This is a genomic window from Streptomyces sp. NPDC045022, from assembly GCF_056432605.1.
The window spans coordinates 40,869-64,631 of the sequence record NZ_JBWKIR010000014.1 but is presented as its reverse complement, the minus strand read 5'-3'; the positions used below and the strand labels follow the sequence as shown (position 1 = coordinate 64,631).

The window sequence follows — 23,763 nt, the reverse complement described above, 5'->3', positions numbered from 1 at the left end:
TCCCAGGCGGAGACCGTCCCCCGGGTCACGGGAAAGCCGCACCGTCCCGACCGGTACCGCACATGCGCGGGACTCCCACAGAACGGTTCCCTACGATGGCGCGGTGACCAGTACCGCGTCCTCCATGGACCTCCGGCAGGGCCAGGCGCCGCACGACCAGCGGCCGTCGTGGCAGCAGCGGCTGCGCCGATTCGGGTACGCCCCGGCGAAGGACGCGCCCGAGGGCGACGTACGCGACCGGCTGGTGCCCCCGTACACCGAGCCCAGCCCCCGGCTGTGGCGGGCGCTCGGCATGTCACCGGTCCTCGCCGAGCGGATCACGCGCTGGTCGGGCTGGGGCGGTCCGCTGCTGGTGACGCTGATGGCGGGCCTGATGCGGTTCTGGAACCTGGGCAGCCCGCGCGCGGTGATATTCGACGAGACGTACTACGCCAAGGACGCCTGGGCGCTCGTCCACCACGGTTTCGAGGTCAACTGGGACAAGTACGGCAAGAACGCCAACGACCTCGTCCTGCAGACGCACGGACACCTGGCGGTCCCGACGGACCCGGCGTATGTCGTGCACCCTCCGGTGGGCAAGTACGTCATCGGCCTCGGTGAGCTGCTCTTCGGGTTCGACCCGTTCGGCTGGCGGTTCATGACGGCGCTGCTGGGGACGCTGAGCGTGCTGCTGCTGTGCCGGATCGCGCGCCGGATGTTCCGCTCCACGTTCCTCGGCTGTCTGGCGGGCGCGCTGATGGCGGTGGACGGCCTGCACTTCGTGATGAGCCGGACCTCGCTGCTCGACGGCGTGCTGATGTTCTTCGTGCTGGCCGCGTTCGGCTGCCTGGTCGTCGACCGGGACCGGTCACGGGAGAGGCTGGCCGCCGCGCTGCCGGCCGGCCCGGACGGCCGGGTCCGCCCCGACGCGCACATCGGTGACACCTTCCGCTTCGGCCTGCGCCCCTGGCGCTGGGGCGCCGGGGTGATGCTGGGCCTGGCCATCGGCACGAAGTGGAACGGACTGTACGTCCTGGCCGCGTTCTGTGTGATGACGGTGCTGTGGGACGTCGGCGCCCGCAGGGTGGCGGGCGCCCGTCACCCGTACGCCGCCGCCCTCAAGTACGACACCGGCCTCACCTTCCTGGCGACGGTCCCGGTGGCGCTCGTCGTCTACCTGGCCTCCTGGACCGGCTGGATCCTCTCCCCGGCCGACGGCAGCGGCGGCTACTACCGCAACTGGGCGGCCAGCGACGGCAAGGGCGGCACCTGGGCGTTCCTGCCGGACTGGCTGCGCAGCCTGTGGCACTACGAGCACGAGGTCTACAACTTCCACGTCCACCTGTCGTCGCCGCACACGTACCAGTCCAACCCGTGGAGCTGGATCGTGCTGGGGCGCCCGGTGTCGTACTTCTACGAGTCCCCCTCCCCCGGCGCCGACGGCTGTCCCGCGGACGCCGGCCAGAAGTGCGCCCGGGAGGTGCTGGCGATCGGCACACCGCTGCTGTGGTGGGCGGCCTGCTTCGCGATCCTGTACGTGCTGTGGCGCTGGGCGTTCCGCCGTGACTGGCGGGCCGGTGCCATCGCCTGCGGCATCGCCGCGGGTTATCTGCCCTGGTTCATGTACCAGGAGCGGACGATCTTCCTCTTCTACGCGGTGGTGTTCCTGCCGTTCCTGTGCCTGGCGGTGGCGATGATGATCGGCGCGATCGTCGGGCCACCGGGTTCCAGCGACACCCGCCGGGTGATCGGGGCGTCGGCGGCCGGCGTGCTGGTCCTGCTGATCGCCTGGAACTTCGTCTACTTCTGGCCCCTGTACACGGGCACGGCGATCCCGATCGACTCGTGGCGGTCTCGGATGTGGCTGGACACGTGGGTCTAGCCGGGCCGGTGTAGGACAGATTTCCGAAAACCCGGCGCCGGCGGCCCGGTAAGCGCCTACAGTGCTGCCTCCACCTGTTTTTGAACGCGTTCAGGATACTGGGGCGCGGCAGGTGTCCGACGGGGAGAACGGGGAGGGGTGCGCGCGATGCGCAGCGGGGTCAAGGGCGCGGTCATAGGCGGCGTGTGTGCGGCGGTGCTGGGCGGTGCCGGTTACGGGGCGTACAACATCCTGTCGGCGCTGAACGGCGACGGGGGATCCGGCGGCACCGCGACCGTGAAGTCCGGGCCGCCCGGCAACGACGAGGTGAAGGACGCCACGGGGAAGTTCTTCGCCGCCTGGCAGAAGGGTGACGCGCCGACCGCGGCGTCGTACACGAACTACCCGGAGGCGGCCCGGCGGTCGCTGACCGCCTACGGCGACGACGCGCACGTCACCGAGGTGCACATCACGCCCGGGGCGGCCACCGGCACCACCGTGCCCTTCACGGTCAGGGCGACGGTGTCGTACGACGGCACGTCCCGGCCGCTCGCCTACAAGAGCAGCGTGACCGTGGTGCGCGGTGAGACCTCGCACCGCCCACTGGTCGACTGGCAGCCGTCCGTCGTCCACCCACGGCTGCGCAAGGGGGACACACTCGTCACCGGCGAGTCGGCGGCCCCGCCGATCGAGGCCGTGGACCGCGACGACACCGTCCTGACGCCGGAGAAGTACCCGTCCCTCGGTCCGGTGCTGGACGAGCTGCGCAAGCGGTACGGCGCCAAGGCGGGCGGCGAGGCCGGTGTGGAGCTGGCCATCCGCCACGAGGGCACGGACGGCACCGGCCAGGCCGACACCCCCCTCCTCACCCTCGCCAAGGGCAAGCCGGGCAAGCTCCGTACGACGCTGAGCGCCAGCGCGCAGGCGGCGGCCGAGACGGCCGTACGCAAGTACGCCAACGCGTCCGTCGTGGCCGTCAAGCCGAGCACCGGCGAGATCCTGGCCGTCGCCAACCACCGCGACGACGGCTTCGACGCGGCCCTGCTCGGCGAACGCGCCCCCGGCTCCACCATGAAGATCATCAGCGCGGCGGCCCTCATCGACACCGGCAAGACCACCGCGAACGGCCCGGCCCCCTGCCCGCCGTACGCCATCTCGATGAGCCAGACCTTCCACAACCTCAAGGACCTGAAGCCGGACGACCACGCCACGCTCTCCGACAGCTTCGCCCGCTCCTGCAACACGGCGTTCGTGAAGTACGCGGACGAGGTGGACGAGGACACCCTCACCAAGGAGGCCGAGGAGCGGTTCGGGCTCGGGCGGAACGACTGGCAGATCGGCGTGCCGTCCTTCGACGGCCGGGTGCCCGCCGCCGGCGGCTCCGACAAGGCGGCCGCCCTGATCGGCCAGGGCCAGGTCCAGATGAGCCCCCTCAACATGGCGTCCGTGACGGCGACCGCGATGACCGGCACCTTCCGGCAGCCGGTGCTCGTGCCGCTCGGACTGGACGGCCGCGCACCCGCACACGCGCGTGGGCTACCGTCGAGCACGGCCGCACAGCTGCGCGGCATGATGAACCGCACCGCCCACAGCGGCACCGCGGCCGGTGTGATGGCCGGGATGGGCGGGGACATCGGCGCGAAGACCGGCTCGGCGGAGGTCGACGGGAACGCCAGGTCCGACAGCTGGTTCGCCGGTTACCGCGATGACGTGGCGGCGGCCGCGATGGTCCAGGACGGCGGTCACGGCATCGACGCGGCCGGGCCGATTGTCGCAAGCGTGCTACGGAACGCCGGCTGAGATCACCCTCCGAGGCGGGGACCTTAAGGTGAGGGGCGTCGTTGGGCAGTGTGGGGAGCCTGTGGAAGTCGCGGAGGAACTGAGGCAGTGGGCAAGAGAAGGCACGTCGCCGAGCGACGGAAGACCAGTCCCGCCGTGCTCGGCGGGATGATCGCCGTGGTCGTCGGCGGCGCCGGGTTCGGCGTCTACGCGCTGTACGGCGGGGGCGCCGCGGCCGACGAGCGGACGTCCGCCACGGCCGACCACAAGGCCGTCAGGACAGGTCCGCTCACCGCGGCCGAGGTCCGTACGGCCTCGGCGCGCTTCCTCACCGCCTGGCGGCACGGCAAGGTCGCCGAGGCGGCGGCCGCCACCGACGACCCGTCCGCCGCGGGCGCGCTGCTCACCCGCTCCGCCAAGGACGCCCACCTGAAGGGCCTCACGCTCACCGCCGGGACGGCGACGGGCGCCAAGGTGCCGTTCTCCGTCAAGGCGACCGTGTCGTACCAGAGCCTCGCCGAGCCGCTCGCCTACGACAGTTCGCTCACCGTCGTCCGGCGCGAGAGCGACGGCAAGCCGCTGGTCGACTGGCACTCCTCCGTCGTGCACCCCGACCTGAAGGACGGCGACACGCTCGTCACCGGCGCGTCCGGTACCCCGCCCGTCACGGCGCTGGACCGCGACGGCGGCGAGCTGACGGCCACCGCGTACCCCTCCCTGGGCACGGTGCTGGACGGGCTGCGGGAGAAGTACGGCAAGACGGCGGGCGGCAAGGCGGGCGTCGAGCTGCGCGTGGTGCGCGGCAAGGCGGCCAAGGCGGCCAAGCTGTCCGACAAGACGCTCGTGGAGCTGAGCAAGGGCACGCCGGGCACGGTACGGACGACGCTGAGCCCGACCCTGCAGTCGGCGGCCGAGCGGCAGGTCGACAAGCGGGCCCGCGCCTCCGTGGTCGTCCTGCGGCCCTCGACCGGCGAGATCCTCGCGGTCGCCAACAGCGGACACGGTTTCAACACCGCGTTCCAGGGCTCCCTCGCGCCCGGTTCCACGATGAAGGTCATCACCTCGTCGCTGCTGATCGACAAGGGCCTGGCGGCGGCGGACAAGGAGCATCCCTGCCCCAAGACGTTCACCTACGGCGGCTGGAAGTTCCACAACGACGACGACTTCGAGATCAAGGGCGGCACCTTCAAGGCGAGCTTCGCCCGCTCCTGCAACACCGCCTTCATCAGCCAGGCGAAGAAGCTGGAGAACGACGACCTGACGAAGCAGGCGCAGCAGGTCTTCGGCCTGTCCATGAACAACTGGGCGATCGGCGTGCCCACCTTCGACGGCTCCGTGCCGGTCCAGTCGGCCGCGCAGATGGCGGCCTCGCTGATCGGACAGGGTGCGGTGCGCATGAACCCGCTGAACATGGCCTCCGTGGCGGCGACGGTGAAGTCGGGCACCTTCCACCAGCCGTACCTGGTGTCCCCGTCCGTCGACCACCGCACGCTGGCCACCGCGTCGCGCGCGATGTCGGCCAAGACCCTGTCCCAGCTGCGCGAGCTGATGCGGTACACGGCGGCCTACGGCACCGCCGCCGAGGCCATGTCCGGGCTCGGTCCGGACTACGGCGCGAAGACCGGCTCGGCGGAGGTCGACGGACAGAAGAAGCCGAACGGCTGGTTCACCGCCTACCGGGGCGACCTCGCCGCCGCGGGCGTGGTCCAGGCGGGCGGCCACGGCGGCGACACGGCCGGCCCGATCGTGGCGACACTGCTGCGGATGGGCGGCTGATCAGCTCCGTACGGGCTCGGCGATGTAGGTCCGGCGCAGGAATCGGACCAGTGTCTTCGACTCGAACTGCACCACTTCGACGCCGTGGTCGGTGTGGAACTCCACGACGGCCTGGACGCGCCCGCACGGCCACACCCTGACGTCACCGCTCTCGGCCGGCGTCCGCAGCCCCTGTTCGAGGAGCGCGCGTGCGAACGTCCACTCGTGCGGTCCCGGGAGGCCGAACCGAACCGACCGGGGGTCGCTGTCGGGGTCGTACCGCAGCACGACGGGTACGGCCCCCGGGTCTTCCTCGTCCGTGACGATATGAGCGCGCGCGTACTGTTCGACTACCGACATCGGACCGCCCTCTCACGCACTGTGACCTATGCGAAAGCCCTGCATCCGCTTTCATCCAGAGTCGCACATTTTCCGGTTCGCGCCCCGGTGAGAGACGAGAATCCGTCTCTCTTGCAATAGGTTCGCAACAAGGGCCTAAAATCATCTGGTGCATGTACCTGACGGATTCATCGACGCCCCCACCTCGGCGGTCACCGGAGTCGTCGCCGCCGGCGCCCTCGCGGTGAGCCTGCGCGGCGCCCGCCGCGAACTCGACGAGCGGACGGCCCCGCTGGCCGGCTTGGTGGCGGCGTTCATCTTCGCTGTACAGATGCTCAACTTCCCGGTCGCGGCCGGAACAAGCGGCCATCTCCTCGGTGGAGCGCTGGCCGCCATCCTCGTCGGCCCCTGCACCGGCGTGCTGTGCGTGTCGGTCGTGCTGCTCATGCAGGGCGTGCTCTTCGCGGACGGCGGGCTGACCGCGCTCGGCGTGAACATCACCGACATGGCGATCGTCACCACGGTCGTGTCCTACGCCGTCTTCCGCGGGCTGCTCGCCGTACTGCCCCGCAAGCGCCGCTCGGTGACCGTCGCCTCCTTCGTCGCCGCGCTGGTGTCCGTGCCGGCCGCCGCCGTCGCCTTCACGCTGATCTACGCGATCGGCGGCACCACCGACATCGCCCTCGGCAAGGTCGCGACCGCGATGATCGGCGTGCATGTGCTGATCGGCATCGGCGAGGCGGTCATCACCGCGCTCACCGTCGGCGCCGTCATCGCCGTACGCCCGGACCTCGTGCACGGCGCGCGCGGCCTGCGGCAGCGGCTCCGGTTGCGGGTGAACGGCGCGCTGGTGGACGCTCCGGCGCCCACGGCGCCCGTCGCGGCGCGCGCCTCCCGGCGCAAGCTGTGGGTGACCGGCCTCGTCACCTCCCTCGTCCTCGCCGGATTCGTCAGCTTCTACGCCTCCGCCAACCCCGACGGCCTGGAGAAGGTCGCGCACGACAAGGGGATCGACAAGAAGGCGGAGAAGCACGCGTCAGCCGACTCCCCGCTCGCCGACTACGGCGTCAGGAACGTCTCCGACGCCCGTCTGTCCGGGGGCCTCGCGGGCGTGATCGGCGTCGGCGTCACGGTCGTGGCGGGCAGCGCGGTGTTCTGGGCGGTGCGCCGGCGCCGCGGCGCGGACGTCTCGCCCGTCTCGACCGCGGGCACGGGCGTCTGACGTGGGAGCGGGACACGCGCACCGGCTCTACCGGCACGGGCACTCCGCCGTGCACGCCCTGCCGCCGCACACCAAACTGGCGGCCGCCTTCCTGTTCGTGGTCGTCGTGGTGTCGACCCCGCGCGAGGCGATGTGGGCGTTCGGGGTGTACGCCGTGCTGCTCGCGTTCGTCGCGTACCACGCGCGCGTGCCCGCCGGTTTCCTGCTCAGGCGGCTGCTGATCGAGGTGCCGTTCGTCGCGTTCGCCGTGCTCATGCCGTTCGTGGCGGAGGGCGAGCGGGTGCCGGTGCTCGGTCTGTCGCTGAGCGTCAACGGACTGTGGGGCGCCTGGAACGTGCTCGCCAAGGGCACGCTCGGCGTCGCCGCCTCCGTGCTGCTCGCCGCCACCACCGAACTGCGCGAACTGCTGCTCGGACTCCAGCGGCTGAGACTGCCGCCGCTGCTCGTGCAGATCGCCTCCTTCATGATCCGTTACGGCGACGTCATCACCGACGAGATGCGCCGGATGCGGATCGCCCGCGAGTCGCGCGGCTTCGAGGCCAAGGGCGTGCGCCACTGGGGCGTGCTCGCCAAGTCCGCCGGCGCGCTGTTCATCCGCTCCTACGAACGCGGGGAACGCGTGCACCTGGCCATGGTCAGCCGGGGGTATGCCGGCTCGATGCCGGTCATCGACGAGGTGACCGCGTCCCGGGCGCAGTGGTCGTACGCCCTCACGCTCCCCTTCGCCGCCCTCGCCGTCTGTCTGCTGGGATGGGTCCTGTGACTACACCTGCCTCCCTGGAGGTCTCCGGCCTCGCCTTCGCCTACCCGGACGGCCACCAGGCCCTGTTCGGCGTCGACTTCACCATCGCGCGCGGCGAGCGGGTCGCGCTGCTCGGCCCGAACGGTGCCGGCAAGACGACCCTCGTGCTGCACCTGAACGGCATCCTGGGCGGTGGCACCGGCACGGTGACCGTCGCCGGGCTGCCCGTCGGCAGGCAGCACATGGCCGCGATCCGGCAGAAGGTCGGCATCGTCTTCCAGGACCCGGACGATCAGCTGTTCATGCCGACCGTGCGGGAGGACGTGGCGTTCGGGCCGGCCGCCGCCGGGGTCAAGGGCGCCGCGCTGGAGGAGCGGGTACGGCACGCCCTGGAGCTGGTCGGCATGCGGGACTTCGCCGACCGCCCCCCGCACCATCTGTCCTTCGGCCAGCGCCGGCGCGTCGCAGTGGCCACCGTGCTCGCCATGGAGCCGGAGATCCTGGTCCTGGACGAACCGTCCTCCAACCTCGACCCCGCCTCCCGCCGCGAACTCGCCGACATCCTGCGCTCCCTGGACGTGACGGTCCTCATGGTCACGCACGACCTGCCGTACGCCCTGGAGCTGTGCCCACGCTCCCTGATCCTCAGCGACGGTGTGATCGCGGCGGACGGTCCGACCGGGGAGCTGCTCTCCGACGAGGAGCTGATGCGGGCGCACCGCCTGGAGCTGCCGTTCGGGTTCGACCCGAGGTCCGTGACCATGGGCACGTGACCGACGAGGATCCCGCCGCCGATGGCCAATGGCCGCAGCACTGAGAGACACCTCACGCGCAGCCTCTTCCCACCGAGGAATCGCAGGCGCGCGGCCGCTGTTGCACCCACTGTCGCAGGCGATCGGAAGGGACGGCGGGCGTGGACGTGAACGGCACTGTGGCCGAGGGCTTCGAGCCGGTCAGGGAGGCGTTCGCAGCGAACTTCGCGCTGCTCGGGGAGCGCGGCGCGGCCGTCGCCGTGTACCGCGCCGGACACCAGGTCGTGAACCTGTGGGCCGGCACCAGGGACGTGGACGGCGATGCCCCCTGGGAGCCCGGGACCGCGCAGATCGTGCGCTCCGCGACCAAGGGTGTCGCCGCCGCCGCGCTGCTGCTCCTGCACCAGCGCGGCGAGCTGGACCTGGACGCCCCGGTCGGCACGTACTGGCCGGAGTACAAGGCGGCCGGCAAGGAGCACACGCGCGTACGGCACCTGCTCGCGCACCGCGCGGGCGTGCCCGTGCTGGACCGCCCGCTGACCCCCGAGGAGGCCGCCGACCCCGACCTCGGTGCGGCGGCGGTCGCCGCGCAGGCGCCGGTGTGGGAGCCGGGAACGGACCACGGCTACCACGCCCAGACCTACAGCTGGCTCACCGGCGAACTGATCCGGCGCGTCACCGGCCGCCCGGCAGGCGAGTGGATCGCGGACGAGATCGCCGGGCCCGTCGGCGCGGACCTGTGGCTCGGCCTGCCGCAGTCGCGGCACGCGCGCGTGGGGCGCGTCGGCCCCCTCGATGCACCTGAGGCGGCGGGCGGCCTGAAGACCCGGCCCAAGCGCGCGGTCGCGGAGGCCTACGCCGACCCGGGCTCGCTGACCCGCCGCGCGTTCGCCGCGATCACCCCGCTGCCGGACGAGAACGCCCCCGCCTACCGCGCCGCCGCCCTGCCCGCCTCCAACGGCATCGCCACCGCCGACGGACTGGCCCGCTTCTACGCCTCGCTCATCGGCGAGGTGGACGGCGGCACCCGCCTGTTCGCCCCGGAGACGACCGCACTGGCCCGCACCGAGCAGTCCGCAGGACCGGACCGGGTCCTCGTCGTCGACACCCGCTTCGGCCTCGGCCACATGCTGCACGGCAGCGCGTCCCCGCTGCTCTCCCCCGGCTCCTTCGGCCATCCGGGCCGGGGCGGCGCCCTCGCGTTCGCCGACCCGGAGACGGGCATCGCCTTCGGTTACGTCACGAACGGCTTCCGGAAGAGCGTGACGGCGGACCCGAGGGCACAGGCGCTGGTACGGGCGCTGCGCACGGCTCTCGCGTAGGGGCCGGGACCGGTCACACGTTGATCGGGTGCGAGGTCCGGCCGGAGTCCGCGTCGATCTCTTCGTGGGCCTTGGTCAGGAGTTGCATGGCCAGTTCGTTGAGGGCGCGGGCGCCGGCGATCTCCTCGCCGACCCGGGGCTGGTTGGAGTCGACGCGGTGCCGGCTGGCGCGGCCGTGCGCCCGTACCTCGGTGCCGTCGGGCAGACGCACCATGGCCACCGCGCGCGTGTGCTGATCGTCCTCCTTGAACTCCAGCTCGATGTGCCATCCCACAGCGGTGTGCATCATGTCGACCACCTCCGTAAACCGCTGCTTCCAGGGTGCGCCCGGGCACCCCGGCCCGTCATGTCGGCGCGCGGCCGCCGTCCCGGAGCGGCCGCCCGGCTCCGGCCTCAGTCACCCGGCTCCGGCTCGAAGCTGGCGAAGTACGCGGCGGCCATGTCCTCGTCCGCGTGGCCCTGGGCGGCTGCGCGGGCGAGCCGTTCGGCGGTCGCGCTCGCGACGTCGAGCCGTACGCCCTCCCGTTCGCCCGCCTCGACGATGAGCCGGGCGTCCTTCTCGGCGGTGGCCACCGCGAACGACGCCGGGGAGAGCTTGCCCTCCAGTACCAGTGCGGCCTTGGCGCGCAGGTAACCCATGTCGAGCGGTCCGCCCTCGATGAGGTCGAAGAAGTTCTGCGGGTCGACGCCGAGGGCCTTCGACAGGGCCAGCACCTCGCCGGCCGCGGCGGTGGCCGCGAGGACCCAGCTGTTGGCGACCAGCTTGAGCCGGCTGGCGCTGCCCGCGCCCCCGTCGTTCCCGGTCCACACAGTCTTGGCGCCCACCGCGGCGAACACCGGCGCGACCGTTTCCCGGCCCTCCTCCGGCCCGGCGGCCAGCACGGTCAGCTGACCGTCCTCGGCGGGCCGGCGGGTGCCGAGGACGGGGGCGTCGTAGAAGACGAGCCCGTGCTCGCGGGCGAATGCCGCCAGGTCGGTGATCAGGCCGATCCCGGCGGTGGTGCACTGCGCCCACACCGTGCCGGGACGCAGCGCCGGGGCGGCCTCGCGCATGACGTCCAGGACGGTGTTGCCGTCGTAGAGCATGGTCAGGACGACGTCGGTGCCCTCGACGGCCTGGGCGGGGGTGTCGGTGACCCGGGCGCCGTCGGCGGCCAGTGGCTCGGCCTTCTCGCGGGTGCGGTTCCAGGCGCGGACGCCGAGTCCGGCGCGGCTCAGGTTACGGGCCATCGCGGCCCCCATGATGCCGGTGCCCAGCACGCTGACGGTCGGCTGGTCGGTCATTGACGGCTCCCTGTCGTCCGGTTGCTGTCTCGTGGTCCGACGTCATCTTCGTACGGATGAGGTCCGGACGGCGCCTGGAGACACGCACCGCCGCGCTACCCGGCGTGCAGCATCAGCCCGATCCCCACGACCAGCAAGCCCGCCGCCGCGATCCGCGGTGCTCCGAAGCGCTCCTTGAAGAGCAGTGCGCCGATGGCCGCGCCGACGATGACGGACGACTCGCGCAGGGCGGCGACAGGAGCGAGTTCGGCGCGTGTCTGCGCCCACAGGACCAGGGCGTACGCGGCGACGGACAGGGCGGCACCGAGGAGGCCGAGGGCGGCGTACGGCCGGAGCAGCCGGACGGTGTCGCCACGCGCGCGTGCGTACATGCAGGCGGGGATGACGGTCCCTTGGACGGCCATGAGCCAGGCGATGTACCCGAGCGGCGAGTGCGCGGCACGTACGCCCAGGCCGTCGACCACCGTGTACGCGGCGATCGTCAGCCCGGTCGCCAGAGCCGCCGCGATCGCCGCCCAGTCGGGCCGGTTCCCGCGCAGCCCCCACAGGCTGACGCCGGTGAGGCCGAGGCAGGACACGGCGATGCCGGCCATCGCCCAGCCACCGGGGACCTCGTGCGCGAAGACGGCGGCGAGCACGGTGACGACGAGCGGCGCGCTCCCGCGCGCGAGGGGGTACACCTGTCCGAAGTCGCCCAGCCGGAAAGAGGTCATCAGCAGGGCGTAGTAGGCGATGTGCACGGCCGCCGAGGCCAGCAGGAACGGCCAGGCGGGCCCGGCGGGGAACACCACGAACGGCGCCGCCGCGAGCGCGATCAGCATCCCGCCGCCGGAGATGAGGGTGAAGCCGACCAGCTTGTCGGTGATGCGGTGCGCGATGGCGTTCCAGCCGGCGTGGGTGACGGCGGCGAGCAGGACGGCCGCCGCGACGAGCGGCGTCACGCGCTCCGCTCGCGCACGTCCACCAGTGTGGCGCCCGCGTGGGCGACGAGTGCCGTCGGTTCGATCGGGAAGACGGTGTACGGCGTGCCGGCCGCCGCCCACACCAGGTCGTGGGCGAGCAGCGCACGGTCGGCGAGGACACGCGTGCGCGTGCGGTGCCCGAAGGGCGGCACGCCGCCGATGGCGTACCCGGTGGTCTCGCGGACGACGCCGGCGTCGGCCCGGGTGACCTTTCCGGCGCCCAGCTCCCGCCGCACCCGTTCCACGTCCACGCGCGAGGCGCCGTCCATCAGGACCAGCACCGGCACACCGTCGGCGGCGAAGATCAGCGACTTGCAGATCCGGCTCGGTGCGCAGCCGATCGCGGCGGCGGCCTCGGCAGCGGTCCGGGTGGCCTCGGGGAACCGCCGGGTGCGCGAGAGCACCTCGTCCAGCCCGAGCACCCGCAGCGCTTCGGCGAACCGGGGATGGGCCCCGAACTCCTCGGCGTCAGTGGCGGCTGTCGTCGTCATGAAGGGCACGCTACGGCATCTCCCGAGCCGCGCTCACGAGGATTTCGCCTCCCGCTCCACCCCTCCGGCAACGGGGCGGTCACGCGGGACGTGGAAAGCCGGTGAGGGTGCAGCCCCGTCCCCACGGGCACCCCCCACCGGCCGTTTCTCACGAGCGGTACGTCAGACGCGTACCAGCTCCCGCTCCCCGTCGGGGTCGGTGTCCCTGCGGTCCGCGGCGGTGCGCAGGCCCTCGCCCTCGACGTCGACGTTGGGCAGCGCGCGGTCCAGCCACCTGGGCAGCCACCAGGCCCGCTTGCCGAGCAGGGCGAGCACCGCCGGCACGACGGCCATGCGGACGATGAACGCGTCGAAGAACACGGCGATCGCGAGGCCGAAGCCGATCATCTTGACCATCGGCTCGCTGGAGCCCATGAAGCCGGAGAAGACGGCGATCATGATGACGGCGGCTGCCGTCACGACCCGGGCGCCGTGCCGGAAGCCCGTCACCACCGCCTGGCCGGCCTTCTCGCCGTGGACGTACGCCTCCCGCATCCGGGTCACGAGGAAGACCTCGTAGTCCATCGCGAGGCCGAAGACGACGCCCACCATGAAGATCGGCATCATCGACATGACCGGGCCGGTCTGCTCGACGTTCATCAGGCCGGACAGCCAGCCCCACTGGAAGACCGCGACCACGGCGCCGAGGGCCGCCAGCACGCTGAGCAGGAAGCCGAGGGCCGCCTTCAGCGGGACGAGGACCGACCGGAAGACCACGATCAGCAGGAGGAAGGCCAGGCCGACGACCAGGGCGAGGTAGGGCAGCAGGGCATCGTTCAGCTTCTGCGAGACGTCGATGTTCATCGCCGTCGAACCGGTGACCAGGACCTTGGAGCCGGTCTCGGCGGTGATGCCCGTGCCCTTGCCACGGATGGCGTGCACGAGGTCCTCGGTCGTCGTCGACGACGGCTTGGACTTCGGGACGACGGTGATCGTCGCGGTGTCACCGGCCTTGTTGGGGGCGGCCGGGGTGACCGTGACGACGTTCCCCAGGCCCTTGATCTCGTCGCCGACCTTGGTGAAGGCCGCCTTCGGGTCGTCGCTGCCCTTGGCGTCGACCACGACCATGAGCGGGCCGTTGAAGCCCGGTCCGAAGCCCTCCGAGAGGAGGTCGTAGGCACGGCGCTGGGTGGTCGAGACCGGCTGGGAACCGTCGTCGGGGAGGCCGAGTTCGAGGGAGGCGGCCGGAACCGCCGCCGCACCGAGGCCGAGCACGCCGAGCAGGAGGACGGCGACGGGGCGCCGGACGACGAAGCTCGCCCAGCGGGTGCCCATGTTCGGCCGGCCCGGCTCCTTGGGCGTACGGCCGCCGCCGAGCAGCTTGCTCTTCTCGCCGGCCGGCTTGATCCTGCGGCCCGCGTAGCCGAGCAGTGCCGGGATGAGGGTGAGGGCGATGAGGACCGCGATGGCGACCGTGCCCGCGGCGGCCACGCCCATCTTGGTCAGCATCGGGATGTTGACCACGGACAGGCCGACCAGGGCGATGACCACGGTCAGGCCCGCGAAGACCACCGCCGAGCCCGCCGTACCGACGGCACGTCCGGCCGCCTCCTCGCGTTCGCGGCCCTCGGCGAGTTCGGCGCGGTAGCGGGAGACGATGAAGAGGGCGTAGTCGATGCCGACGGCGAGGCCGATCATCGATGCCAGGGTGGAGGTGGTGGTGCCCAGGTCCAGGGTGCTGGCGAGCGCGGTGATGGTGGAGATGCCGATGCCGACGCCGATGATCGCGGTCAGCAGCGGGAATCCCGCCGCGAGCAGCGAGCCGAAGGTGATGACGAGGACGACCGCGGCGATCGCGATGCCGATGATCTCGCTGGAACCGGTCTCGGGGGTCGCGTTCAGCGCGTCACCGCCGACCTCGACGGTGAGGCCCGCGTCCCGCGCCTCCTGCGCGGCCTGCTTCAGCGCGTCGCGGGAGGAGTCCTCCAGCTCCATGCCGGAGACCTTGTACTTCACCGAGGCGTAGGCGATCGTGCCGTTCTTGCTGACGGCGTGCCCGGTGTAGGGGTCGGCGACGGAGGCGACCTCGGAGCCGCTCCCGAGTTCCTTGACGGTCTTCCGGACGGTCGCCTTGTTTCCGGCGTCCGTCATCTTCTCGCCGCCGGGCGCCTTGAAGACGACCCGCGCGGTGGCGCCGTCGGCGCTCATACCGGGGAAGCGCTGTTCCAGCAGGTCGAAGGCCTTCTGGGCCTCCGTTCCGGGGACGGAGAAGGACGTGTTGCCGGCGGCCGGCGCGGAGGCGGCGCCCACCCCGGCGAGGGTGAGGAGCGCGACCCATATGAGGGCGAAGAAGTGGCGTCGCCGGAAGGCGAGCCGGCCGAGTTTGTAGAGGAACGTGGCCACGGAGGCGTACTCCCGGTCAGGTCGTGGGGTTCAGCTGGGCAGGGGCGATCAGCCCGACGACGTGAGCGGTGACGTCAGGTGGTGGGTTTGCTGGGGAGAGGGATCAGTACACGATCAGGCGAGGCCGATCAGGCGTGACCGGCCCGGCGATCGGGGGATCGGATGGATTCAGACGCGAACGCCGAGGGCGGGGAGGACCACGGCGTCGATGTACGAAAGGAGGAAGGCCTGCGTCGGCGGCCGCTCGTCGAGCATCGTGCGGGCGGCGAACCCACCGATCATCATGTGCGTCATGAATTCGATCGCCGGGTTGTCCGCACGGACCTCACCCCGGTCGATCGCCCGTTGCAGCACACGGCGGAACTCCGCCATCTCCGGTTCGACGAGGTGGTCCCGGAACGCCCGCAGGAGGTCCGGGTTGGAGTGGGTCGCCATGGCCAGGCCCCGCATCAGCGCGGAGTTCTGTTCCATCTCGCAGTCGTCCGCACGCATCGTGAGCGCGTGCACGTCGCCCCTCAGCGACCCGGTGTCGATCTCGTCGGCAGAGGTGCCCGGTTTGTTGTGCCGCACCGCCTTCGCCACCAACTCGGCCTTGCCGCCCCACTGGCGGTAGAGCGTGGCCTTGCTGGACCGGGTGCGAGCGGCCACGGCGTCCATGGTGAGGGCGTCGTAGCCGACTTCCCGGAGCAGGTCGAGCACGGCCTCGTACAACTCGGCCTCGCGCTCGGGCGTGATCCGACTGCGACGCGCCGTTGCGACGACCTCGGTCATGCCGGTCACCTTCCCGCTCCGTAGCTTCCTGCTTCGTATATACCGAAGATACTCTGCCCGCATGCGAAACGAAACCGTTTCGTACGTGCTTTGGGTCACGCCTGTCGGGTTTTCATAAGCGAGCGGCCGGATCGCGTGGGTACGGCCCGTCCGCCCACGAGTTGCTGGGGCCCTTCGCCCGGAAAAGCATGGGGAGGGTGAGCTATCTGCGCCTTCCCCACCTCAACGGCGACCTGCTGTGCTTCGTCGCCGAGGACGACCTCTGGCTGGCCCCCCTGGACGCCCCGGGCCGCGCCTGGCGGCTCACGGCGGACCGTACGAAAGCCGGTCACCCCCGCTTCTCACCCGACGGCCGCCGGATCGCCTACACCACCTGGCGCAGCCTCGTCCCCGAGATCCACCTCGTCGGCGTCGACGGCGGGCCCGCGCGGCAGCTGACGTACTGGGGCAGCACCGACACGCAGGTGTGCGGGTGGACCCCGGAGAGCGACATCCTGGCCGTGGCCTCCCACGGGCAGCCCTTCTCCTACTTCACCTGGGCCTACAAGGTCGCCACCGACGGCGACCCGGGCGGCCGCCTGCCCTGGGGCCCGGTCGCCGACATCCAGGTCGCCGACCTCGACGGCGAGCACAGGACGCTGCTGCTCACCGGCACCCCGCCGCACGAACCGGCCGCCTGGAAGCGCTACCGGGGCGGCGCCATGGGCCGGCTCTGGCTGCACGGGCAGCGCCTGCTGCCGGACATCGACGGCCATCTGGCCTGCCCGATGTTCGTCGGCGAACGGATCGTCTTCCTCTCCGACCACGAGGGCGTCGGCAACCTCTACTCCTGCGCCCACGACGGCACCGACCTGCGCCGCCACACCGACCACGACGCCTTCTACGCCCGGCACGCCTCCACCGACGGCACCCGCGTCGTCTACCAGAGCGCGGGCGACCTGTGGCTGGTGGACGACCTCTCGCCGGCCGGCGTACCCCGCAGGCTCGACATCCGGCTCGGCGGACCGGCCACCGGCCGCCGCAGGTACCAGGTGCCGGCCGCGCAGAACGTGGACGGCATCTCCGTGGACGAGACGGGCCGGGCCAGCGCCGTCGTCGTACGCGGCAGCCTGTACTGGCTCACCCACCGCGACGGGCCGGCCCGTACCATCACCGACACGCCCGGCGTCCGGGTGCGGCTGCCGGAGATGCTGGGTTCGACCGGGCAGGTCGCGTACGTGACGGACGCCGAGGGCGAGGACGCCGTCGAGATCGCCCAGCTGCCCCGCGCGACCGGCGACCGCGCCCCGCGCAGGCCGGCCTCCGGCGATCTGGGCCGGATCCTGGAGATGGTCTCCGACCCGCTCGGCGAACGCCTCGCCATCGCCTCGCACGACGGACGACTGCTGCTGATCGACGCGACGGAGACCTCCGAGGGCGAGAACGAGGACGCGGGGGGCGTCGGGGGTGGTCTGGGTAGGGGGGACGCCGGGGGCATCGGGGACGCTGGGGATGTCGGCGAGGGCTCCGGGGACACCGAGGTGGCCGACGGCTCGGGTGGCTCGGGCTCCAACGCCTCGGCGGGCTTCGGTAACGACTCGGCGGCCCCTGGTGGCTCGGGCTCCGACGCCTCGGCGGGCTCCGACGGCCCGGGCTCCAACGCCTCGGCAGGCTCTGGCGGCTCGGGCTCCAACGCCTCGGCAAGCTTCGGTAACGACTCGTCGGCCCCTGGCGGCTCGGGCTCCAACGCCTCGGCAAGCTTGGGTAACGACTCGGCGGCCCCTGGTGGCTCGGGCTCCGACGCCTCGGCGGGCTCCGACGGCCCGGGCTCCAACGCCTCGGCAGGCTCTGGTGGCTCGGGCTCCAACGCCTCGGCAAGCTTCGGTAACGACTCGTCGGCCCCTGGCGGCTCGGGCTCCAACGCCTCGGCAGGCTTGGGTAACGACTCGGCGGCCCCTGGTGGCTCGGGCTCCGACGCCTCGGCGGGCTCCGGCAGCCCCGCCTCCGACGGCTCGGCGGGTTCCGACGGCTCGGCCGGTTCGGGTGGGGTTGTGACCGAGTTGATCCGCTCCCTCAACGGTCCCGTCCGCGACCTCGCCTTCTCCCCCGACGGCTCCTGGCTCACCTGGTCCCACCCGGGCATCGGCCGCTCGCTGCGCCAGATCAAGCTGGCCCGCATCAAGGACCGGCTGATCATCGACGTGACGAACGGCCGCTTCGAGGACGAGAGCCCCGTCTTCACCCGCGACGGCCGCTACCTGGCGTTCCTCTCCTGGCGCGGCTTCGACCCGGTGTACGACGTCCACACCGGCGACCTGTCCTTCCCGCTCGGCTGCCGCCCCTACCTCGTCCCTCTCTCCTCGGCGACCCCCTCCCCCTTCGCCCTGAACCCCGAGGGCCGGCCCGCCGCCGGGGGACTCGATCCGCTCGAGGACGAGGAGACCGGTGAGGCCGGCACGGTGACCGTCGAGGTGGAGGGCCTGGAGAGCAGGGTCACCCCGTTCCCGGTCATCGCCTCCAAGTACTCGGCGCTGTACCCGGTCGCGGGCGGCGGCCTGGTCTGGCTGCGCTGGCCCATCTCCGGCGCGCTCGGCGAGACCTTCGCCAGCCCGGACGACACCACCGGCCGCCCGACCCTCGAGTACTTCAACATCGGCAAGGCCAAGAAGTCCGAACTCGTCGGCCACCTCGACTGGTTCGCGGTCAGCGGCGACGGCACCCGGCTGGTCGTCGTCGACGAGGGCGACCTGCGGGCCGTGCCCTCGACCGAGACCGGTGACCTCGACTCGACCGTCTGGATCGACCTGCGCCGCATCCTGCACGTGGTCGATCCGCCCGCCGAGTGGCGCCAGGCCTACGAGGAGGCCGGCCGCCTCACCCGCGCCTACTTCTGGGAGCCGGGCATGTGCGGCATCGACTGGGACGCGGTGCTCGCCCAGTACCGGCCGCTGGTCGAACGGGTGGCCTCCCCGGACGAGTTCGCCGACCTGCTCCGTGAAGTCCTGGGCGAACTGGGCACCTCCCACGCCTACGTCACCGCCGCCCGCCGCAACGAGGGCCCGCCCCACTACCAGCGTCGGCAGGGCCACCTCGGCGCCAACTTCGTCCACCGTGACGGCGGCTGGATGGTCAAGCGCATCCTGCCCGGCGAGTCCTCCGACTCCAAGGCCCGCTCGCCACTGGCCGGCACCGGCATCCGTGACGGCGCCGTACTGACCCACGTGGACGGCCGCCCGGTGGACCCGGTCACCGGCCCCTATCCCCTGCTCGCCGGCTCGGGCGGTACGACCGTGGAGCTGACGTTCACCCCGGCGGAGGGTGAGGCCGGGCGCGCCCGGCGGGTCGCCGTCGTCCCGCTCATCGACGAACGCCCCCTGCGCTACCAGGACTGGGTGGCCAAACGCCGGGAGGTCGTCCGGGAGTTGAGCGACGGCAAGTGCGGCTATCTGCACATCCCCGACATGGGCGGCTCCGGCTGGGCCCAGTTCAACCGGGATCTGCGCATGGAGGTGTCCCGGCCCGCCCTGATCGTGGACGTGCGCGGCAACGCGGGCGGGCACATCAGCGAACTCGTCATCGAGAAACTGACCCGCACGATCGTGGGCTGGGACCTGACCAGGGACGCGCAACCGGTGTCGTACACCTCGAACGCGCCGCGGGGCCCGGTGGTCGCCCTCGCCGACGAAGCGACCTCCTCGGACGGCGACATGATCACCGCGGCCTTCAAGCTGCTGAAGCTCGGCCCGGTCGTCGGCCAGCGCACCTGGGGCGGCGTGGTCGGCATGACCGGCCGCCACCGCCTCGGCGACGGCACGGTCATCACGGTGCCCATGAACGCGGCCTGGTTCGACGCCTACGGCTGGTCCGTGGAGAACCACGGCGTCGCCCCCGACCTGGAGGTCCTGCGCACCCCTCTCGACTGGGCGGAGGGCCGCCACGCCCAGCTCGACGACGCCGTCCGACTCGCCCTGGATCTGCTGGAAACCAACCCGGCGGCGGTTCCCCCCGACTACAGCGGCGTCCCCGACCACTCCCGCCCCGAGCTGCCGCCAAGGCGGTGACTGACCACAAAGAACGCAGGGCACCCTCCGGAAGAAGGGCACCCTGCGTCGATCCGGCCAGAGCCGAGCGCGACGACTAAGCGTCGTAGTCCCGGTCGAAGCGGTCGTCCATCTCCCGCTCCGTGTCCTCGATGTCGCGCATGTTCTCGCGACCACGCTCGGACTGCGGCTGCCCACCACGCTGCGGCTGCCCACCACGCTGCGGCTGCCCACCACGCTGGGGCTGCTCACCGCGCTGGGGCTGCTGACCACGCTGGGGCTGCTGACCACGCTGCGGCTGCTGCTGGCCACGCTGGCCGGCCCGCTCACGCGCCTGGCCGATCTTGTCCTTGGCCTGGTCCTGCACCTCGTTGGCCTTGTCCTGGAACTGGTCCTTCATACCCATGTGGGTTCACTCCTGTGGTGAGTGAGGCTGTGGGGTTGACCCCTTGGTGGGGCCTCGACCAGATTCACACGAGGGAACACGCAGCGCATGTGGATCAGTTACGGTGCGTAGCCCTTGCCGCTTCATCGGCCGCCCCACCTGCGCCGACGAGTCCCGAACGCATCCCCTGCAGGCGGGGCGCGAACCGCTTCATCTCGCGCTGGCCGACCGTCCCGATGAGCGCCGGGAGATACCCGCGCACACCCTGCATGCCGCGCAGCCACCACTGCCCGTACACGTGCGCCGAGCGCCGCTCGATCCCGGCGACGAGCCGGTCCACCGCAGGACCCAGCGGGTACGTCTTGTTCGACGGCCACGGCAGCCGTTGCCGCAGTTCGCGCATGACGTCGTCCTGGTCGGCGCCGCGCACCATGTCGGTGTCGGTCCAGGACAGGTACCCGACACCGACGCGCACGCCCTGGTAGCCGACCTCCGCGCGCAGACTGTGCGCGTACGCCTCCACGCCGGACTTGGACGCGCAGTACGCCGTCATCATCGGCGCGGGCGTGATGGCGGCGAGCGAGGCGATCTGGAGCAGATAACCGCGGCTCTCGACGAGCACCGGCAGGAACGCGCGTGCGGTCACCGCCGAACCGATCAGGTTCACCTCGATCACGCGCCGCCAGGCCTGCGGATCGGAGTCGGCGAACGGACCGCCCGTCGCCACACCGGCGTTGGCGACCACGATGTCGACCTTCCCGAACCGCGCCTTCACCTCCTGCGCCACCCGGCCCATGGCCTCGTGGTCGGTGACGTCGGCGTACCAGTACGCGCTCTCGCTGTGCAGCCGCCCGGAGACCTCCTTGAGCGCCTCCTCCTCCAGCCCGACCAGTGCCACCTTCGCGCCGCGCGCGGAGAGCTTGCGCGCCAGCAGCTCTCCGACACCGCGCGCGGCTCCGGTGACGACCGCGACCTGCCCTTCGAGGCTGACCCTGCTCATGTGCCCTCCTTGATCTGCGCGGGGGTGGAACCTTGCTCGGGGGAGGCCCCCGTGACGTAGGCGGCGAGCAGTTCCCGGATCCTGCGGATCACCAGCTCGGGAGCCTCGATCGGGGTCATGTGACCGATGCCGGGCAGCTCGGTGAGGCCGACGCAGTTCGGCAGCGCGGCGACCAGCGCACGGGCGTGCACCGGGGGTGTGAGCCGGTCGGACGTGCCGTGCACCACCGCGGTGGGCGCGTGCAACTCCCGGACGCCGTGGTCGAGATCGAGCGCCTCGAGTACGGCGGCCCAGGCGTGGCGCACGGCGCGCGGGCAGGCGTGCACGATCCGCGCGCACGCCTCCACCATGTGCGGGGCGGAACCGGCCCCCATGGTGGCGTACTTGAGGATGCTCTTCGCTACCGGCGTGACCGGCCCGAGGGGGGCGCGCGAGCCGAGAACGCGTGCGGTCATCCAGGTGCGCAGCCTTCCGGCACGCCATGGCATCACGCGCGCCTCCGCGACCAGCCGCGAACTGCCGGTGCTGCACAGCAGGACGGCGGCGGCGTGCGCGCGGAAGCGGGGGCGGCCGGCGGCGGCCATGACGGTCATGCCGCCCATGGAGTGGCCGACGATCAGGGCCTTCTCGCCGGGCCCGAGCGTCTGCGCCAGCACCGCTTCCAGGTCGTCCGCCAGCGCGTCGGTGGTGCACGCCGGGCTCGCGGGACTGCGCCCGTGCCCCCGCTGGTCATAGGTGATCACCCGGTGGTCGGTCGCCAGATCCCGAATCTGCGCCGCCCAGAAGGCGGTCGAGCACGTCCAGCCGTGGGAGAGGACGACGGGAGGCGCGTTCTCGGGCCCGTGCACCTCGACGTGCAACCGCGCGCCGTCGGCGGAGACGACGGTGAGTTCGCGGGACGGAACGGGCGGGGCGTACGGGCCGCAGGCCACGGCGGCGAGCCGGCTCATGCGGCACCCTCGCTCTGCTTCTCGGCAACAGCCGCCTTCTTCTGTTCCCCGGCGACCGCGGCCTCTGTCCGCCTCTCGGCAGCCGCGGCCCCCTGCCCGGCCGCACCCCCCTGCTTCTCCGCGGGCTTCCGGATGACCTGGTACTCCCCCAGGTCCACCCGCCGGGTCGCGCGCCGGAACTCGGTCGTCGTACCGGGCCAGATGGTGGTGTTGCGGCCGCTCGCGTCCAGGTACCAGCTGGTGCAGCCGCCGGTGTTCCACACGGTGCGCTTCATGCGTTCCTGCACCTTGTGGTTCCAGGCCTCGACGGCGGCGGGGCGGGCGTCGAGGGCGGTACGGCCTCCCCCGGTGCCTTGGGGGCCTGGGGGGACCCCCAGGACGTCGAGCTGGCGCAGGTAGTCGGCCATGTAGTTCAGCTGGGACTCGATCATCAGGATCATGGAGGAGTTCCCGAGCCCGGTGTTGGGCCCGATGATCGTCATCCAGTTCGGGAAACCGGCGGCCGCGGCTCCGCGCAGCGCCCGCATGCCGTTCTTCCAGGACTCCGCGAGCGTGCTGCCGTCCGCGCCGACCACGCGCTCGGCGATGGGCATGTCCGTGACGTGGAAGCCCGTCCCGAAGATGATCGCGTCGGCCTCGGTCTCGGTGCCGTCGGCCGCGACGAGCGTGGACCCGCGGATCTCGCTGAGCCCGCTCGCCACGACGTCCACGTTGGGCTGGGCGAGCGCCGGGTAGTACTCGCTGGACAGCAGGATCCGCTTGCAGCCGATCCGGTAGTCGGGGGTCAGCTTGGCGCGCAGGGCCGGGTCCTTGATCGCACGGGCCATGTTGCGCTTGGCGAGCTGTTCGACGAGGCCGAGCTGCTCGGGCCGCTTGGTGAACGCCTGCACCTGCAGTTCCCGGATGCCCCACAGCAGTCCGCGCCGCAACTGGGTGGTGAGGGGAACCGACCGGTGCAGCCACCGCTCGGCGCCGCTGATGGCGCGGTCGACGCGGGGCATCACCCACGGCGGGGTGCGCTGGAAGAGGGTGAGGCGGCCGGCCTGCGGCTGGATGGCGGGCACGATCTGGATGGCGGAGGCGCCGGTGCCCACCATGGCGACGCGCTTGCCGCGCAGGTCGTAGTCGTGGTCCCAGCGCGCGGAGTGGAACACCTTGCCGGGGAAGGACTCGAGCCCCGGGATCTCGGGGATCTTCGGGTCGGACAGCGGCCCCGTGGCGGAGACGACGACGTCGGCGGTCAGGGACCCGCGCGCGGTCTCGATGTGCCAGCGCAGGGTCTCGGCGTCCCAGGTCATCAACTTGACCTCGGAGTCGAAGCGGATGTGCGGACGCAGCCCGAAGAGGTCGGTGACGTGCTCCAGGTAGGCGCGGATGTGCCGCTGTCCGGAGAAGGTGCGCGGCCACTCGGGGTTGGGCGCGAAGGAGAAGGAGTAGAGGTGGGAGGGGACGTCACAGGCGCACCCCGGGTAACTGTTGTCACGCCAGGTGCCGCCGACGCTGTCGGCCCGCTCCAGGACGACGAAATCGGTGATCCCCTCGCGGCGCAGCCGCACGGCGGCCCCCAGCCCGCCGAACCCGGACCCGATCACCGCCACCCGCACATGCTCGTGCTCGGCCATCCCGAAGCCTCCACGCATCGCCTTCGACTCTGCCAGTGAACACTGGCGCAATGGGACTGTAGAGCAGCTCCGTACCGAGCGGTAGGGGTCGGGCGAAGAAGCTTCACAACAGCGGCTCCGCCGCGGGTACCGGCCGTCCGGCATAG

Annotated in this window: 19 protein-coding genes; 8 read left to right on the top strand and 11 right to left on the bottom strand. The window is 71.9% G+C overall.

The window, feature by feature from the left end; all coding sequences use genetic code 11:
- Positions 1 to 103: 103 nt before the first annotated feature.
- From AC07C1_RS24495 to AC07C1_RS24485, 3 genes are all read left to right on the top strand, one after another.
- Positions 104 to 1,861 carry a dolichyl-phosphate-mannose--protein mannosyltransferase gene (locus tag AC07C1_RS24495; RefSeq protein WP_478942203.1) on the top strand — a complete coding sequence of 586 codons (1,758 nt, stop codon included), beginning with the start codon at positions 104 to 106 and terminating at the stop codon, positions 1,859 to 1,861.
- Positions 1,862 to 2,008: 147 nt separating this feature from the next.
- The gene (locus tag AC07C1_RS24490; RefSeq protein ID WP_478942201.1) at positions 2,009 to 3,640 is read left to right on the top strand and encodes a penicillin-binding transpeptidase domain-containing protein; all 1,632 of its coding nucleotides are present in this window, start codon (positions 2,009 to 2,011) and stop codon (positions 3,638 to 3,640) included.
- A gap of 87 nt (positions 3,641 to 3,727) precedes the next feature.
- Complete coding sequence (locus AC07C1_RS24485; RefSeq protein ID WP_478942200.1) at positions 3,728 to 5,395, top strand: penicillin-binding transpeptidase domain-containing protein; 1,668 nt, start codon at positions 3,728 to 3,730, stop codon at positions 5,393 to 5,395.
- On the opposite strand, the gene AC07C1_RS24480 is transcribed toward AC07C1_RS24485, so the two are convergent.
- Positions 5,396 to 5,734, bottom strand: coding sequence for an SsgA family sporulation/cell division regulator (locus AC07C1_RS24480; protein WP_478942198.1), 339 nt, complete (start codon positions 5,732 to 5,734; stop codon positions 5,396 to 5,398).
- A 148-nt stretch (positions 5,735 to 5,882) separates the two neighbouring features.
- Here AC07C1_RS24480 and AC07C1_RS24475 point away from each other — a divergent pair, with 148 nt between their 5' ends.
- The 4 genes from AC07C1_RS24475 to AC07C1_RS24460 all read left to right on the top strand — a co-directional run bounded on the left by AC07C1_RS24475 (position 5,883) and on the right by AC07C1_RS24460 (position 9,751).
- Entirely contained in the window at positions 5,883 to 6,935 is a 1,053-nt protein-coding gene (locus tag AC07C1_RS24475) for an energy-coupling factor ABC transporter permease (protein ID WP_478942196.1), read from the top strand.
- 1 nt (position 6,936) lies between these two features.
- Positions 6,937 to 7,698: a cobalt ECF transporter T component CbiQ gene (gene cbiQ / locus AC07C1_RS24470; protein WP_478942194.1), complete on the top strand. Its 762-nt coding sequence runs from the start codon at positions 6,937 to 6,939 to the stop codon at positions 7,696 to 7,698.
- Complete coding sequence (locus AC07C1_RS24465; RefSeq protein WP_478942192.1) at positions 7,686 to 8,450, top strand: energy-coupling factor ABC transporter ATP-binding protein; 765 nt, start codon at positions 7,686 to 7,688, stop codon at positions 8,448 to 8,450. Before cbiQ ends, AC07C1_RS24465 begins: the two co-directional genes overlap by 13 nt.
- A 140-nt stretch (positions 8,451 to 8,590) precedes the next feature.
- Entirely contained in the window at positions 8,591 to 9,751 is a 1,161-nt protein-coding gene (locus tag AC07C1_RS24460) for a serine hydrolase domain-containing protein (RefSeq protein ID WP_478942190.1), read from the top strand.
- Between the two features lie 13 nt (positions 9,752 to 9,764).
- On the opposite strand, the gene AC07C1_RS24455 is transcribed toward AC07C1_RS24460, so the two are convergent.
- From AC07C1_RS24455 to AC07C1_RS24430, 6 genes are all read right to left on the bottom strand, one after another.
- A complete protein-coding gene (locus AC07C1_RS24455; RefSeq protein ID WP_478942188.1) occupies positions 9,765 to 10,040 on the bottom strand; it encodes a DUF1876 domain-containing protein in 276 nt (91 codons plus the stop codon).
- Between the two features lie 104 nt (positions 10,041 to 10,144).
- Positions 10,145 to 11,035, bottom strand: coding sequence for an NAD(P)-dependent oxidoreductase (locus tag AC07C1_RS24450; RefSeq protein ID WP_478942186.1), 891 nt, complete (start codon positions 11,033 to 11,035; stop codon positions 10,145 to 10,147).
- A 95-nt stretch (positions 11,036 to 11,130) separates the two neighbouring features.
- Entirely contained in the window at positions 11,131 to 11,976 is an 846-nt protein-coding gene (locus AC07C1_RS24445) for an EamA family transporter (protein WP_478942184.1), read from the bottom strand.
- Positions 11,973 to 12,488, bottom strand: a complete 516-nt coding sequence (locus AC07C1_RS24440; RefSeq protein ID WP_478942182.1) for a YbaK/EbsC family protein — start codon at positions 12,486 to 12,488, stop codon at positions 11,973 to 11,975. Before AC07C1_RS24440 ends, AC07C1_RS24445 begins: the two co-directional genes overlap by 4 nt.
- A gap of 162 nt (positions 12,489 to 12,650) precedes the next feature.
- Entirely contained in the window at positions 12,651 to 14,870 is a 2,220-nt protein-coding gene (locus AC07C1_RS24435; RefSeq protein ID WP_478942180.1) for an MMPL family transporter, read from the bottom strand.
- A gap of 168 nt (positions 14,871 to 15,038) precedes the next feature.
- Positions 15,039 to 15,641, bottom strand: a complete 603-nt coding sequence (locus tag AC07C1_RS24430; RefSeq protein ID WP_478942178.1) for a TetR/AcrR family transcriptional regulator — start codon at positions 15,639 to 15,641, stop codon at positions 15,039 to 15,041.
- A 197-nt stretch (positions 15,642 to 15,838) separates the two neighbouring features.
- Between AC07C1_RS24430 and AC07C1_RS24425 the strand changes: the two genes are divergently transcribed.
- On the top strand, positions 15,839 to 19,681 hold the full coding sequence (locus tag AC07C1_RS24425; protein WP_478942176.1) for a S41 family peptidase: 3,843 nt from the start codon (positions 15,839 to 15,841) through the stop codon (positions 19,679 to 19,681).
- 76 nt (positions 19,682 to 19,757) lie between these two features.
- Here the strand turns inward: AC07C1_RS24425 and AC07C1_RS24420 are convergent, their stop codons facing one another.
- From AC07C1_RS24420 to AC07C1_RS24405, 4 genes are all read right to left on the bottom strand, one after another.
- A complete protein-coding gene (locus tag AC07C1_RS24420; protein WP_478942174.1) occupies positions 19,758 to 20,066 on the bottom strand; it encodes a hypothetical protein in 309 nt (102 codons plus the stop codon).
- A gap of 94 nt (positions 20,067 to 20,160) precedes the next feature.
- On the bottom strand, positions 20,161 to 21,045 hold the full coding sequence (locus AC07C1_RS24415; RefSeq protein WP_478942172.1) for an SDR family oxidoreductase: 885 nt from the start codon (positions 21,043 to 21,045) through the stop codon (positions 20,161 to 20,163).
- The gene (locus tag AC07C1_RS24410) at positions 21,042 to 21,995 is read right to left on the bottom strand and encodes an alpha/beta fold hydrolase (RefSeq protein ID WP_478942170.1); all 954 of its coding nucleotides are present in this window, start codon (positions 21,993 to 21,995) and stop codon (positions 21,042 to 21,044) included. The genes AC07C1_RS24415 and AC07C1_RS24410 overlap by 4 nt, the downstream gene beginning before the upstream one ends.
- Positions 21,992 to 23,617 (bottom strand): flavin-containing monooxygenase, encoded by a 1,626-nt coding sequence (locus tag AC07C1_RS24405; protein WP_478942168.1) that lies wholly within the window; start codon positions 23,615 to 23,617, stop codon positions 21,992 to 21,994. The genes AC07C1_RS24410 and AC07C1_RS24405 overlap by 4 nt, the downstream gene beginning before the upstream one ends.
- Between the last annotated feature and the right edge of the window lie 146 nt (positions 23,618 to 23,763).

Bases quoted from the DNA above. Each gene is read 5' to 3' on its own strand.
- AC07C1_RS24430 (WP_478942178.1), bottom strand. From the start codon at position 15,641: ATGACCGAGGTCGTCGCAACGGCGCGTCGCAGTCGGATCACGCCCGAG.
- AC07C1_RS24450 (WP_478942186.1), bottom strand. From the start codon at position 11,035: ATGACCGACCAGCCGACCGTCAGCGTGCTGGGCACCGGCATCATGGGG.
- AC07C1_RS24465 (WP_478942192.1), top strand. From the start codon at position 7,686: ATGGGTCCTGTGACTACACCTGCCTCCCTGGAGGTCTCCGGCCTCGCC.
- AC07C1_RS24490 (WP_478942201.1), top strand. From the start codon at position 2,009: ATGCGCAGCGGGGTCAAGGGCGCGGTCATAGGCGGCGTGTGTGCGGCG.
- AC07C1_RS24480 (WP_478942198.1), bottom strand. From the start codon at position 5,734: ATGTCGGTAGTCGAACAGTACGCGCGCGCTCATATCGTCACGGACGAG.
- AC07C1_RS24415 (WP_478942172.1), bottom strand. From the start codon at position 21,045: ATGAGCAGGGTCAGCCTCGAAGGGCAGGTCGCGGTCGTCACCGGAGCC.
- AC07C1_RS24440 (WP_478942182.1), bottom strand. From the start codon at position 12,488: ATGACGACGACAGCCGCCACTGACGCCGAGGAGTTCGGGGCCCATCCC.
- AC07C1_RS24455 (WP_478942188.1), bottom strand. From the start codon at position 10,040: ATGATGCACACCGCTGTGGGATGGCACATCGAGCTGGAGTTCAAGGAG.
- AC07C1_RS24420 (WP_478942174.1), bottom strand. From the start codon at position 20,066: ATGGGTATGAAGGACCAGTTCCAGGACAAGGCCAACGAGGTGCAGGAC.
- AC07C1_RS24410 (WP_478942170.1), bottom strand. From the start codon at position 21,995: ATGAGCCGGCTCGCCGCCGTGGCCTGCGGCCCGTACGCCCCGCCCGTT.
- AC07C1_RS24405 (WP_478942168.1), bottom strand. From the start codon at position 23,617: ATGGCCGAGCACGAGCATGTGCGGGTGGCGGTGATCGGGTCCGGGTTC.